The 12,981-nt window shown below is 36.0% G+C and carries 12 protein-coding genes; 9 read left to right on the plus strand and 3 right to left on the minus strand.

All coding sequences use genetic code 11. From position 1 onward, the window contains the following. Positions 1-67 precede the first annotated feature (67 nt). The 3 genes from ACVRZD_RS07720 (at position 68) to ACVRZD_RS07730 (ending at position 3,153) form a co-directional block, all read left to right on the plus strand. A complete protein-coding gene (locus ACVRZD_RS07720; protein ID WP_037626834.1) occupies positions 68-433 on the plus strand; it encodes an Asp23/Gls24 family envelope stress response protein in 366 nt (121 codons plus the stop codon). Next, complete coding sequence (fakA, locus tag ACVRZD_RS07725; RefSeq protein ID WP_037626832.1) at positions 433-2,097, plus strand: fatty acid kinase ATP-binding subunit FakA; 1,665 nt, start codon at positions 433-435, stop codon at positions 2,095-2,097. The genes ACVRZD_RS07720 and fakA overlap by 1 nt, the downstream gene beginning before the upstream one ends. Positions 2,098-2,262: 165 nt before the next feature. Then, entirely contained in the window at positions 2,263-3,153 is an 891-nt protein-coding gene (locus ACVRZD_RS07730) for an SPFH domain-containing protein (protein WP_037626829.1), read from the plus strand. A gap of 60 nt (positions 3,154-3,213) precedes the next feature. Here the strand turns inward: ACVRZD_RS07730 and ACVRZD_RS07735 are convergent, their stop codons facing one another. The 3 genes from ACVRZD_RS07735 to ACVRZD_RS07745 all read right to left on the minus strand — a co-directional run bounded on the left by ACVRZD_RS07735 (position 3,214) and on the right by ACVRZD_RS07745 (position 5,747). After that, positions 3,214-3,330, minus strand: coding sequence for a putative metal homeostasis protein (locus ACVRZD_RS07735; protein ID WP_165994830.1), 117 nt, complete (start codon positions 3,328-3,330; stop codon positions 3,214-3,216). Between the two features lie 106 nt (positions 3,331-3,436). Beyond that, a complete protein-coding gene (locus tag ACVRZD_RS07740; RefSeq protein WP_037626827.1) occupies positions 3,437-4,177 on the minus strand; it encodes an amino acid ABC transporter ATP-binding protein in 741 nt (246 codons plus the stop codon). A gap of 1 nt (position 4,178) precedes the next feature. Then, positions 4,179-5,747, minus strand: a complete 1,569-nt coding sequence (locus ACVRZD_RS07745) for an ABC transporter substrate-binding protein/permease (protein ID WP_037626825.1) — start codon at positions 5,745-5,747, stop codon at positions 4,179-4,181. 207 nt (positions 5,748-5,954) lie between these two features. Here ACVRZD_RS07745 and ACVRZD_RS07750 point away from each other — a divergent pair, with 207 nt between their 5' ends. The 6 genes from ACVRZD_RS07750 to sufD all read left to right on the plus strand — a co-directional run bounded on the left by ACVRZD_RS07750 (position 5,955) and on the right by sufD (position 12,981). Further along, positions 5,955-7,814 carry a DUF2207 family protein gene (locus ACVRZD_RS07750; protein ID WP_447450417.1) on the plus strand — a complete coding sequence of 620 codons (1,860 nt, stop codon included), beginning with the start codon at positions 5,955-5,957 and terminating at the stop codon, positions 7,812-7,814. A gap of 75 nt (positions 7,815-7,889) precedes the next feature. Beyond that, positions 7,890-8,729, plus strand: a complete 840-nt coding sequence (locus ACVRZD_RS07755; protein WP_037626823.1) for an undecaprenyl-diphosphate phosphatase — start codon at positions 7,890-7,892, stop codon at positions 8,727-8,729. Between the two features lie 105 nt (positions 8,730-8,834). Further along, positions 8,835-9,581: an adaptor protein MecA gene (gene mecA, locus ACVRZD_RS07760; protein ID WP_037626821.1), complete on the plus strand. Its 747-nt coding sequence runs from the start codon at positions 8,835-8,837 to the stop codon at positions 9,579-9,581. A gap of 6 nt (positions 9,582-9,587) precedes the next feature. Then, the gene (locus tag ACVRZD_RS07765) at positions 9,588-10,745 is read left to right on the plus strand and encodes a glycosyltransferase family 4 protein (protein ID WP_447450408.1); all 1,158 of its coding nucleotides are present in this window, start codon (positions 9,588-9,590) and stop codon (positions 10,743-10,745) included. Positions 10,746-10,865: 120 nt separating this feature from the next. After that, on the plus strand, positions 10,866-11,636 hold the full coding sequence (gene sufC, locus ACVRZD_RS07770) for a Fe-S cluster assembly ATPase SufC (protein WP_037626817.1): 771 nt from the start codon (positions 10,866-10,868) through the stop codon (positions 11,634-11,636). Between the two features lie 91 nt (positions 11,637-11,727). Continuing rightward, complete coding sequence (gene sufD, locus ACVRZD_RS07775; RefSeq protein ID WP_037626815.1) at positions 11,728-12,981, plus strand: Fe-S cluster assembly protein SufD; 1,254 nt, start codon at positions 11,728-11,730, stop codon at positions 12,979-12,981.

A 12,981-nucleotide genomic window follows, 5' to 3' on the forward strand; every position in this document is an offset into this window, starting at 1 on the left:
ATATTTTTTTACAATGTTGTTAGTTTATGATAAAATGGGTTGATAAAAACTTTTTGAGGTAGTAAATATGACTGTAAAAATTAATACAACTGATGGTCTCATAGAACTATCCGATGACGTTATTGCAACTGTCGTTGGTGGTTCAGCAACCGAAATTTTTGGGGTTGTTGGCATGGCTAGTAAGAGTGCTCTTAAGGACAATTTTCAATCATTACTTGGTAAAGAAAACTACGCAAAAGGTGTTGTAGTTAAATCAACAGAAGAGGGTATCGCTGTTGATGTCTACACTGTAATGAGTTATGGTGTGAAGATTAGTGAAGTATCAAAGAATATCCAAGAGCGTGTAAAATTTAACTTAGAAAGTCAATTAGGACTTTCTGCTGATATGGTAAATGTTTACGTGCAAAATATCAAGGTTGTGGGAGAAAATTAGTGTCTAAAATTACAACAAGCTTATTCCAAGAAATGGTTCAAGCTGCAGCAACTCGCTTAGGAAATCAAGCGGAATATGTCAATTCTTTAAATGTCTTTCCTGTTCCCGATGGTGATACAGGTACGAACATGGGCATGACTATGGATAATGGAGCTAAAGAGGTAGCTGATAAGCCGGCTTCAACTGTTGGTGAAGTAGGACAAATTTTGTCGAAAGGCTTACTAATGGGTGCTCGAGGGAATTCTGGTGTTATTACCTCTCAACTCTTTCGTGGTTTCGGCCAAAGCATTAAAGATAAAGAAGAGTTAGATGGTAAAGATTTAGCATTGGCTTTCCAATCAGGTGTAGAGGTTGCCTATAAAGCAGTGATGAAACCGGTTGAGGGAACTATTTTAACTGTTTCACGCGGAGCAGCTACTGCAGCATTGAAAAAATCCGAAGAAACTGATGATGCGGTTGAAATAATGGCAGCAGCATTAAAAGGAGCAAAACGTGCCTTAGCTAAGACACCAGATATGCTTCCTGTTCTTAAAGAAGTAGGTGTTGTCGACTCAGGTGGTCAAGGTTTAGTTTATATTTATGAAGGCTTTATGTCAGCAATGAATGGTGACTATGTGGCTTCAGAAGAGTACGTTGCAACTCCTGCAAATATGTCTGAGATGATTAATGCGGAGCACCATAAGGCTGTCATTGGACATGTTGCTACCGAAGATATTACTTATGGTTATTGTACTGAAATCATGGTTGCTCTTAAACAAGGACCAACTTATATAAAAGAATTTAACTATGAAGAGTTCCAAGGTTACTTAAGTCAATTGGGTGACTCACTTTTAGTTGTTAATGATGATGAAATTGTTAAAGTTCACGTCCATACAGAAGATCCAGGACTTGTTATGCAAGAAGGATTGAAGTACGGCGCACTTGTAAAAATCAAAGTTGACAATATGCGTAGCCAACACGACGCACAAGTTGTTAAATCAAGTAACGAAACTAAAAAAGCTGAAGCAAAAGAGATGGCGATTATCTCAGTTGTTGCTGGTGATGGTTTAGCTGAAATATTTAAGGGTCAAGGTGTGGACTATATTATCTCTGGTGGACAAACGATGAATCCATCAACGGAAGATATTGTAAAAGCTATTGAGGCAGTAAATGCCAAACAAGTCATTATCCTACCAAATAACAAAAATATCTTTATGGCGGCGCAATCAGCTGCAGAAGTTGTTGATATTCCAGCTGCTGTAGTAGAAACACGCACAGTCCCTCAAGGCTTCACTAGTTTATTAGCTTTTGATCCGAGTCAATCATTAGATGACAATGTTGCTGCTATGACAACAAGTCTTTCAGAGGTTGTTTCAGGAAGTTTAACTTTAGCTGTTAGAGATACAAGTATTGATGGCTTAGAAATCCATGAAAATGATTACCTAGGAATGGTTGATGGTAAGATTGTCGTTTCTGTATCTGATATAGAAGAAGCAATGAAAGCTACTTTTGAACAGATGATTAATGAAGATAGTGAAATTGTAACTATTTTTATTGGCGAAGAAGGTGATCAAACTTTAGCAGAAGAATTAGCAGCATACTTAGAAAACAAGTATGAAGGTATTGAAGTTGAAATCCACCAAGGAGATCAACCAGTTTATCCTTATTTAATGAGTGTAGAGTAAATCATAGTAAAAGAGTAAAATAGACATTTTACTCTTTTTTTAGAGAAAAAAATTAAAAAATATGTTGACAATGAGATGGAAATGATTATAATTGTATCATAACAATAAGTCAACTTGACTTGTTTAACAATAGTCCAGATAGATCTGGCAGAGGAGGAGATTTTTATGGTGTTGTCTTTAATTTTCTTTGTCGTATTGGTAATCATCATCTTATCAATTATTGGCAGTACATTATACGTTGTAAAGCAACAAACCGTTGCGATTATTGAGCGTTTTGGGAAATATCAAAAAACGTCGACTAGTGGGATTCACATCCGCTTACCATTTGGTATTGATAAAATAGCTGCGCGTGTTCAATTACGTCTCTTGCAAACAGAAATTATTGTTGAAACAAAAACCAAGGATAATGTTTTTGTGACATTGAATATTGCAACACAATACCGTGTAAATGAGCAAAATGTTACGGATGCTTATTATAAATTGATGAAACCTGAAGCTCAAATCAAATCATATATTGAAGATGCCTTACGGTCATCTGTTCCTAAATTAACATTAGATGAATTATTTGAGAAAAAAGATGAGATTGCATTGGAAGTGCAACATCAAGTGGCAGAAGAAATGTCAACATATGGTTATATCATTGTGAAGACATTGATAACAAAGGTTGAACCTGATGCAGAAGTTAAGCAATCTATGAATGAAATAAATGCAGCACAGCGTAAACGTGTTGCAGCTCAAGAACTTGCTGAAGCAGATAAGATTAAAATTGTGACTGCAGCATCAGCAGAAGCTGAAAAAGATCGTCTCCATGGTGTTGGTATTGCACAACAACGTAAAGCGATTGTTGATGGATTAGCTGAATCAATCCAAGAACTAAAAGAAGCAAATATTAGCTTGAATGAAGAGCAAATCATGTCAATTCTCTTGACTAACCAATATTTAGATACGTTAAACACATTTGCGGCAAAAGGAAATCAAACACTCTTTTTACCAAATACACCAAATGGTGTAGATGATATTCGTACTCAAGTTTTATCAGCTCTTAAAACCAAATAAAAAAACAAGTAAGACGGAGGGATTTGTCTTACTTGTTTTTTTGTCTGACTTTAGATTGGACTATTTTTTTCCAGATCTCTTATGCTCATGAATAATTTTTAGAGCACGTTTTTTTGTTTTTATATTTGGACTTTTTAGTCTGCGGTAAGCTGACGATAAGTCAGTTTTTTCTGCCATTGAAACCTCCTGTAAATAGATTATTAACGTTAATAGAGATAGTATAACACAATATACTTAACTGGTAAAGCATATTGTGAATAAAAAGAGAATCGTAATGATTCTCTTATTTTAAGAAACGTTGTAAAAATTCTTTTGTCCGCTCTTGTTGAGGGGTTTCAAAGATTTGTTGTGGGCTACCTTCCTCGGCAATCACACCTTTGTCCATAAAGATAACACGATTTGATACATCTCTTGCAAAATCCATTTCGTGGGTTACGATGATCATCGTAAGACCAGATTTAGCCAAATCTTGCATTGTTTTTAAAACTTCGCCGACCATTTCAGGGTCAAGAGCTGATGTTGGTTCATCAAATAGCATAGCTTCAGGATTAACTGAGAGGGCACGCGCGATAGCAACACGTTGTTTTTGTCCGCCAGATAATTGTCTAGGTTTGGCTTTCCAGTATTGTTCTGTTAATCCAACTGCATTGAGGTTTTCTTTTGCAATTTGTTCAGCTTCATTGCGATTGCGTTTTAGAACAGTTGTTTGAGCGACAATAGCATTTTCGAGAACATTTAGATTTTCGAATAAGTTGAAAGATTGAAAAACCATTCCTAATTTTTCGCGGTAGTGCGTCAGGTTATAGTCGTTTTCTAAAACATTCTTGCCGTGAAAAAGAACTTGGCCAGCAGAAGGTTCTTCTAATAGATTAATGGAACGTAAGAGTGTTGATTTACCTGAACCAGATGAACCTATAATAGAGATAACTTCTCCTTTGTTTACTGTTAGGGAAATATCTTTGAGGACTTCGTTTTTACCGTAAGATTTCTTTAAATGTTTAATTTCAATAATAGCTTCTGACATCTTAGGCCTCCTCTACTTGTAATTGATTTGCAGCTGTTGTATAGGTATCTTCATCTAAACGACCTTCAATATAGCGTAGAATACGAGTTACCGTAAAGGTGAGGATAAAGTAAATAACTGCAATAACAGAGAATGTTTGGAAGTACTGGTAGTTCTGAGTAGCAACGGTATTACCAGAGAAGTATAGTTCTACAACAGAAATAACATTCAATACAGATGTATCTTTGATATTGATAACAAATTCATTACCTGTGGCAGGTAATATGTTTCGCATAACCTGAGGGATAACAATTTTTCGCATTGTTTGTCCATGGGTGAAGCCTAAAGCAGTAGCGGCTTCAAATTGCCCCTTATCAACAGATAAGATACCACCACGGACAATTTCTGTCATATAAGCACCAGTGTTGATGGAAACAATGAAAATAGCTGCCAGCGTGCGATCAAGTGATACTCCAAAGGCTTGTGCTGTTCCATAGTAGATGACCATTGATTGAACAATCATCGGTGTTCCACGGAACACTTCAATATAGACATTTAAAAAGATTGAGAAGATTTTTTGGAGAATGGCTAGCGCCTTGTTTTTTGCTTTAGGAGCTGTACGGTAGATACCAATTAATAGACCAATAATTAAACCAACAACAGTACCAATAGTTGAAATCAATAAGGTTAAGCCTGTTCCGCGAAGGAATTGTTTCCAATTCTTCTCAACGATAGCCCACATTTGTTTAAAGAAATTTGGTTTGGTATTGTCTGCTGATTTTTTTTCTTTAGGTTGTAAGGCAACCATCTTGTCCATTAGGTCAATACGATCTTTTTCATCTAAGTTTGATAGAACAGTATTAACATCATTAATGCGAGAATCGTCCTTTCGCATGCCGACGGCAATCGCAGCATCTGATTCTGACACGGTAAAGCCGTTACCTTTTTTCAAGGAAACCATTTTAAAAGAAGCGTTAGCATTTTCAGCAGTCATTGCCTCAGGGCGTTCTGAGATGTAACCATCAATAACACCAGATGATAAGGCTTGCCTCATTTGTGAAAAATCACCCATTGGTGTTTGAGCTTTTACACCGCTAATTTGAGGGATTAAATTGACATGCCAAACGCCTTGTTGCGCAGTAATTTTTGCTCCTGCAAAGTCTGCTAGAGAACTTGCTTTAGCGAATTTACTGCTTGCTTTAACGACTAAGACGGGCTCACTAGTATAGTAGCTATCTGAAAAAGCAATTTCTTTTTTTCGTTCTTCTGTCGGGCTCATCCCTGCAGCAATCATGTCGATTTTACCAGATGTTAAAGCTGGGATCAGACCTGTCCAAGATGTTTTAACAACTAATAATTTTTTATGCATTTGCTTTGCGACTTTTTGAGCAACTTGGACATCATAGCCGTTAGCGAATTGATTAGTTCCTTCAATTGGTGCAGCACCATTTGCATTTGTGTCTTGTGTCCAGTTGAACGGCGCATAGGCTGCCTCCATCCCGACACGTAAATATTGATCTGCTTGTGCATTCCCAATTCCTCCAATCAAAAGGAAGAATGTAAACAAGCAACCGTAAAGTAGCTTTTTCATAAAAAGACTCCTGTCTTATAAATTGTAATATCCATTATTTTACAGTAATTAGTTGCTTATTTCAATCTAAAAAAACAGGAAATGGAAAATTATACAGAAAACGAAGTTTTTTTGAGTAAAAATTAGTAGGAGCTTTCTGAAATAGCTTATATTTTATAAAAAGATGTGGTAAAATAATGTCAGAAAGTAGGATATGCCGTGAAAAAAATGCTAGTTGTTCTATGCCTCGTCTTTTCATTTCTTTCTAGTTCTGTAAGTGCAAATGATGTTCGTTATCGTATACCGTCATATAATGGTGCCCTAACTATTAACGAGGACAATTCTGCCCAATTTAGGGAAGAGGTTACTTTTATTTTTCGTTCCGATTTTGGTGGCCAATATATTGGTTTAGGGACTGCAGGTAGAGTTCCGCAAGGATTCGTCATTGATAATAACCCCAAGATACAGGTTTTTAAGAATGGAAAGCCGATACAGTTTTCAAAAAAAATTGTTGAATTCGGAGATGGATTAAATGTCAAAGTATTGAATTCAGGACATGAAAATGATCAGATAAAGATTGTCATTGTTTGGCAACTTCACCAGATGTTATACAAATATAACGATGTTGCCATTTTAAATTGGGTTCCAATTTCTAATTGGGATCAGCCGATTCAGAAAGTATCGTTTACAGTTAAAACGCAGAAAGATAGTCAGTTTAAGCAACTGAATGTTCATCGTGGACATTTTGATCGTGATAAGATTACTCAAAAAAATAATCAGTTTCAATTTACTTCATATAATGTGAAAAATATTTTAGCTTTACATGGGGCGTGGGATGCATCTGTTGTTGATGCACCTGTTAGTCATCAAAATTATAAGGATAATTTTCTAAAAATAGAAGAGAAGATAAAGCGTGATAGTCAAAATGTAAGAAATTTTTTTAACTATCAGTTAATTGTTATTGTCACAGCTTTATTAGCCTTGTCACTTCTTATCCGTTATTTGGTCAAGCGATCGATCAGTCGATTTAAAACAGACGATGATAATCGGTTCAATGGACTTCCAGGGTATCTCAGTCCCTTAATGGTAGCAGATAGTATTTATAATTTAGATTTAAATAAGCTAAGTCCTTTAAATCGATCATCATTTAAAGATGATATTACCTTTGAAAATGTATTACAGGCAACATTGCTTGACTTAGTAGATAGACAAGTTCTATCTCTAACAAATACCCCATCAGGTCCAGTTGTCACGATTATTTCGCAAGATGATTTACAAGATTATGAAGAGCTATTTTTGCAAATGGCATTTGGTACAGCTACGACATTAAAGGTTAAAGATATATTTAATCGTTATTTCTTTGATGTTAATCTTTCACTGAGTCTAAAGGATAAATATGTGGGTAAAGAGCTTGAAAACCAAGTTAGAAGCCGAGGTAATAGACATATTCAATTGTTAAAGAAGACTTTGAACGAAATGACTCTAGCTATCAAAAGAGAGTCAGGACCTCTTCTTAAGGAACATTATAGAGATATGTCTAGACTAGAATCAGTTGGTTTAGTGGTGAGTAAGATTTTTATTTATTTTGGAATAATAATCCAGCTAGCAAGTGTTTACTATTTATTAAATCTCGCCCAGTTTAAGTTGTCTATACTATATTTAGCAATTATTGTTATTTTCTTTCTTTTGGCTTATCAATTCAACAAAAAAGATAGACACTATAAGTTACAAGGTGTCCTCACTGAGAAGGGTAAGCTTGATAGAGAAGCATGGGATGCCTTCAGAAGAATGCTAAAAAATATTAATCATTTTGAACAAGCTGATATTGAAAGTATTATTGTTTGGAATCGTGTTCTTGTCTATGCTAATCTTTTTGGTTATGCTAAAAATGTTGAAGCATTTTTAGATTTGCATGACATTACTCTTCAAGACAATGTGTTTAATCAAAACTATCAGTTGATTTCTCCATACTCTGTTGAACTAATTCAAAATATTGGCGCCTCAGTTGTTACTGCTACACACGCTAGCCATTTCAATGTTTCAAATGGAACTGCTAGAAGCAGTGGTTTTTCAGGCGAATCTTTCTAAAATAGTAGAACGATTTTAAGCTAAACCTAAAAAATTTTGATACAATGTATAATAGTAAAATGTCAAGGAGCATATATGTTATTTGTTGAGTTATTAAAGGCCATTTTTTTTGGCGTTATCGAAGGTGTTACGGAATGGTTACCAATTTCTAGTACAGGCCACCTAATTTTGGTTGAAGAGTTTGTTAAACTTAACCAAAGTGCGGCTTTTACGGAAATGTTTAACGTTGTTATTCAATTGGGAGCAATCTTAGCTGTTATCGTGATATACTTTAAACGTCTTAATCCGTTTCAACCAGGAAAAACTGATAATGAGATTCGGTTAACATGGCAATTGTGGGCCAAAGTACTGATTGCTATATTACCTGTTGTGGTCATCGGTCTTCTGTTTGATAATTGGTTCAATACCCATTTCCATAACTTTATCTCAGTTGCCTTAATGTTAATTGTTTACGGGGTTGCCTTTATTTGGGTAGAAAAACGACATAAAAATGTTGAACCTCAGGTAACAAGTTTAGCTAAAATGTCTTATAAAACGGCTTTGTTTATTGGTCTTTTTCAAGTTTTAAGTATTGTTCCAGGAACTAGTCGCTCTGGAGCAACGATCCTTGGGGGCATTATTTTAGGAACAAGTCGTACAGTTGCTACAGAATTTACTTTCTTTTTAGGAATCCCTGTTATGTTTGGGGCAAGTTTGTTAAAAGTATTAAAATTTTTCTTAAAAGGTAATGTTTTAGGTTTTGGGTCACTTTTAATTTTGATAGTAGCTAGTTTAACAGCCTTCCTTGTTAGTTTAGTAGCCATTAAATTTTTGACGGATTATGTCAAAAAACATGACTTTACATTATTTGGTAAATACCGTATTGGATTGGGTATCTTACTAGTCATCTATTTTGTTTTCACATTAATATTTTAATTAAAACTAGCTAATAGCTGGTTTTTTCTTTAGTTCAGGATGAAAAATTGCTTAATGGTGGTAATTCTTGTATAATAGAATGACTACGCGTGCGAGGTATGAATTATGGAAATGAAACAAATCAGCGAAACGACGCTAAAAATTACAATCAGTATGGATGACTTAGAAGAAAGAGGAATGGAGTTAAAAGATTTTTTGATTCCTCAAGAAAAAACTGAAGAATTTTTCTATGCTGTCATGGATGAGTTGGATCTTCCTGAAAACTTTAAGGACAGTGGTATGCTTAGTTTCCGAGTGACACCTCGGAAAGATAGATTAGATGTTTTTGTCACGAAATCAGAATTAAATAAAGACATTAACTTTGAAGATTTAGCTGAGTTGGGTGATATTTCCCAAATGACACCAGAAGATTTTTTCAAAACCATTGAAAAAAATATGATGGAAAAAGGGGATGTTGATGCTCATCAAAAATTAGAAAAGCTTGAAGAGATGATTGAAGATGCGAAAACCCTGGAGCAAGCCAATGATTCCAATGAGGATGACTTTGACGAATCGTTAGACTATGTTCATTTTGTCTTGAACTTTGCTACAATTGAGGATGCTATTCATTTTGCTAACACCATTGATTTTCCAATTGAAGCATCAGAACTTTATAAGGAAAATAATAGTTACCACATGACTGTTTTATTGGATATTCAAAACCAACCATCTTATTATGCTAACATTTGTTATGCACGACTGATTGAACATGCCAATCCTGGTATCAGAACAAGAGCTTACTTGCAAGAACATGCTGTTCAATTAATTGAAGATGCTGCTATTGAAGAATTAAAAAAAATTGAGATGGTGTAATAACGTATGTTCCCTTTTACCTTTAATCATGTCCTCGTTTTAATTGGTGCGCTTTTAATTTCCCTGATTTTGACACCGATTGTACGATTACTAGCTTTCAAAATTGGTGCGGTTGACAACCCAAATGCTAGACGGATTAATAAAGTTCCCATGCCAAGTAGTGGCGGAATAGCAATTTTCGTTTCATTTATGGTTGCAACTTTAGTTTTTATGCCTAAAGTGACACCTGATTTAATAAAAGAACAGGCTAGTTATTTTTCTTATATTCTTCCTGTTGTTATGGGTGCCTTCATGATTACAGTGACAGGTCTAATTGATGATATTTTTGATATTTCCCCACGCTTAAAAATGTTAGGTATTATTTTTGGCGCTTCTATTATTTGGGCCTTTACGACCTTTCGATTTGATTCCTTTAAAATCCCGTTTGGAGGTCCCTTATTAGAATTTGGTCCTATCGTTACCTATATTCTAACGGTCTTATGGATTGCTTCGATTACAAATGCGATCAATTTGATAGATGGGTTGGATGGGTTGGTTTCTGGCGTATCAATCATTAGCTTGTTGACCATGGCAGTAGTTTCCTTTTTCTTCCTGCCACAGACAGATTTTTACTTGACACTGACAATCCTAATACTGGTGGCGGCAATCGTTGGCTTTTTCCCTTATAATTACTATCCTGCTATCATCTACTTGGGAGATACGGGTGCCTTATTCATTGGTTTCATGATTGGTGTTCTTTCACTACAGGGTTTAAAGAATGCTACAGCTGTTGTGGTAGTGACACCAGTGATTATCTTAGGTGTCCCAATTATGGATACCGCGGTAGCGATTATCCGAAGGAGTCTATCTGGTAAAAAGTTCTATGAACCGGATAAAATGCATTTACACCATCGACTTTTATCTATGGGTTTTACCCATCGCGGTGCTGTTTTAGTTGTTTATGGCATAGCCATGTTGTTTTCACTGGTTTCTTTGCTACTGAATGTCTCTAGTAGAATTGGTGGCGTCCTGTTAATGTTTGGTCTTTTATTTGGACTGGAAGTGTTGATTGAGGGGTTGGAAATTTGGGGAGAGAAAAGGACACCACTTTTTAAGCTTTTGAAATTTATCGGAAATAGTGACTACAGGCAAAAGATAATGGATAAATGGAAAGAAAAACACTGATTTTATAAGCGATAGAAAAGCCTTCCAAGGCTTTTTTTGTTATAATAAAAGTAATGGTTTAAAAAGATTAGAACCCTTAAATTTTCAGAAAAGGATTCTATAGAATAGATGAGGTAAATAATGTCTACTTTAGAAATTAAAAATTTGCACGTTTCAATCGAGAATAAAGAGATTCTTAAAGGTGTGAATTTGACATTAAAAACAGGTGAAATTGCAGCAATTATGGGACCAAATGGAACAGGGAAATCGACCTTGTCTGCAGCTATCATGGGTAATCCTAATTTTGAAGTTACTGAGGGAGAGATTCTCTTAGATGGTCAGAATATTTTAGAACTTGAAGTTGATGAACGAGCACGCTTAGGTTTGTTTTTGGCCATGCAATACCCATCAGAAATTCCAGGGATTACCAATGCCGAATTTATTCGTGCAGCAATGAATGCAGGTAAAGTAGATGAGGATAAAATTTCAGTTCGAAACTTTATTACAAAGTTAGACCAGAAAATGGAACTGCTTGGAATGAAAGAAGAAATGGCAGAGCGCTACCTCAATGAAGGTTTCTCTGGTGGTGAAAAGAAACGTAATGAAATTTTACAATTACTAATGCTAGAACCTAAATTTGCCTTATTAGACGAGATTGACTCAGGACTTGACATTGATGCTTTAAAAGTTGTTTCAAAAGGTGTTAATGAAATGCGTGATAAAGAGTTTGGTGCAATGATTATCACTCATTACCAACGTCTCTTGAATTACATCACACCAGATCGCGTTCACGTGATGATGGAAGGGCGCATTGTCTTATCTGGTGGACCTGAATTAGCAGAGCGTCTTGAAAAAGAAGGTTATAAGACAATTGCCGGTGAGTTAGGTATTGATTACAAAGAAGAAGTATGATGATGTTTTTTAGTTTTGTGAGTGTCTGTGCATTAGAAAAGAACGGACAAAAAGACAATCAATAAGAAACCGTAGAAAAGGAAACATCATTATGACATTAGAAACAATTAAAGCATTTTCACAGTCAAAAGCTGAGCCTCAATGGTTGCAAGAGCTACGCTTAGCTGCTTTTAATAAAATGGAAGACTTACCTCTCCCAACCATTGAGCGAGTTAAATTTCACAGATGGAACTTGGGTGATGGAACTATTTCTGAAAATACAGAAATAACTGCAGTCCCAGATTTCATGGTAATGGGAGATAATCCTAAATTGGTTCAAGTGGGGACACAAACTGTCTTGGAACAAGTTCCCTATGCATTGGCTGAAAAAGGACTGGTCTTCACAGATTTTTACTCGGCTTTGGAAGAAATTCCAGATGTTATTGAGGAACATTTTGGTTCAGCTGTCAGTTTCGATCAAGATAAGCTCTCTGCTTACCATACAGCTTACTTTAACAGTGCGGCTGTACTCTATGTGCCAGATTTCATGGAAATCGCGGAGCCAATTGAAGGTGTATTCTTACAGGACAGCGATAGCGATGTCCCATTTAACAAGCACATCTTGATTATAGCAGGGAAAGAAAGCAAGTTTTCTTATCTTGAGCAACTTGAAAGCATCGGTAGACAAACTGCTAAAGCGACAGCTAATATTACCGTCGAAGTCATTGCAAAAGCGGGTAGTCAGGTTAAATTCTCAGCTATCGATAGACTTGGTGCAGATGTCACAACTTACATCAGTCGCCGAGGAAAATTAGAGGCCAACGCCACAATCAATTGGTCGCTCAGTGTCATGAATGACGGCAATGTAATTGCAGACTTTGACAGTGATTTGCTAGGTGAAGGCAGTCACGCTGACTTGAAAGTTGTTGCCCTTTCTGCAGGACGACAAGTTCAAGGGATTGATACCCGTGTTACCAATTATGGTCGTAATTCTGTGGGACACATTCTTCAACATGGGGTAATCCTAGACCGTGGAACCTTGACCTTTAATGGGATTGGCCATATTATTAAGGGGGCTAAGGGAGCAGATGCGCAACAAGAAAGTCGTGTTTTGATGCTCTCAGATAAAGCAAGAAGTGATGCCAATCCAATCTTGCTAATTGATGAAAATGAGGTAACTGCCGGACATGCAGCCTCTATTGGTCAGGTTGATCCAGAGGACATGTACTACTTAATGAGTCGTGGTTTGGATCAAGATACTGCTGAAAAGTTAGTTATCCGTGGTTTCTTAGGAGCAGTTATTACTGAAATACCAGTTAAAGAAGTCAGAGAACGAATTATTACCGTATTAGATGATAAATTATAA

The sequence above is a fragment of the Streptococcus hongkongensis genome, from assembly GCF_053206145.1.

Excerpts from the sequence above, each read along its gene's own strand:
- ACVRZD_RS07720 (WP_037626834.1), top strand. The coding sequence starts at position 68 with ATGACTGTAAAAATTAATACAACTGATGGTCTCATAGAACTATCCGAT.
- ACVRZD_RS07730 (WP_037626829.1), top strand. The coding sequence starts at position 2,263 with ATGGTGTTGTCTTTAATTTTCTTTGTCGTATTGGTAATCATCATCTTA.
- ACVRZD_RS07735 (WP_165994830.1), bottom strand. The coding sequence starts at position 3,330 with ATGGCAGAAAAAACTGACTTATCGTCAGCTTACCGCAGACTAAAAAGT.
- ACVRZD_RS07740 (WP_037626827.1), bottom strand. The coding sequence starts at position 4,177 with ATGTCAGAAGCTATTATTGAAATTAAACATTTAAAGAAATCTTACGGT.
- ACVRZD_RS07745 (WP_037626825.1), bottom strand. The coding sequence starts at position 5,747 with ATGAAAAAGCTACTTTACGGTTGCTTGTTTACATTCTTCCTTTTGATT.
- ACVRZD_RS07750 (WP_447450417.1), top strand. The coding sequence starts at position 5,955 with ATGCTAGTTGTTCTATGCCTCGTCTTTTCATTTCTTTCTAGTTCTGTA.
- ACVRZD_RS07755 (WP_037626823.1), top strand. The coding sequence starts at position 7,890 with ATGTTATTTGTTGAGTTATTAAAGGCCATTTTTTTTGGCGTTATCGAA.
- mecA (WP_037626821.1), top strand. The coding sequence starts at position 8,835 with ATGGAAATGAAACAAATCAGCGAAACGACGCTAAAAATTACAATCAGT.
- ACVRZD_RS07765 (WP_447450408.1), top strand. The coding sequence starts at position 9,588 with ATGTTCCCTTTTACCTTTAATCATGTCCTCGTTTTAATTGGTGCGCTT.
- sufC (WP_037626817.1), top strand. The coding sequence starts at position 10,866 with ATGTCTACTTTAGAAATTAAAAATTTGCACGTTTCAATCGAGAATAAA.
- sufD (WP_037626815.1), top strand. The coding sequence starts at position 11,728 with ATGACATTAGAAACAATTAAAGCATTTTCACAGTCAAAAGCTGAGCCT.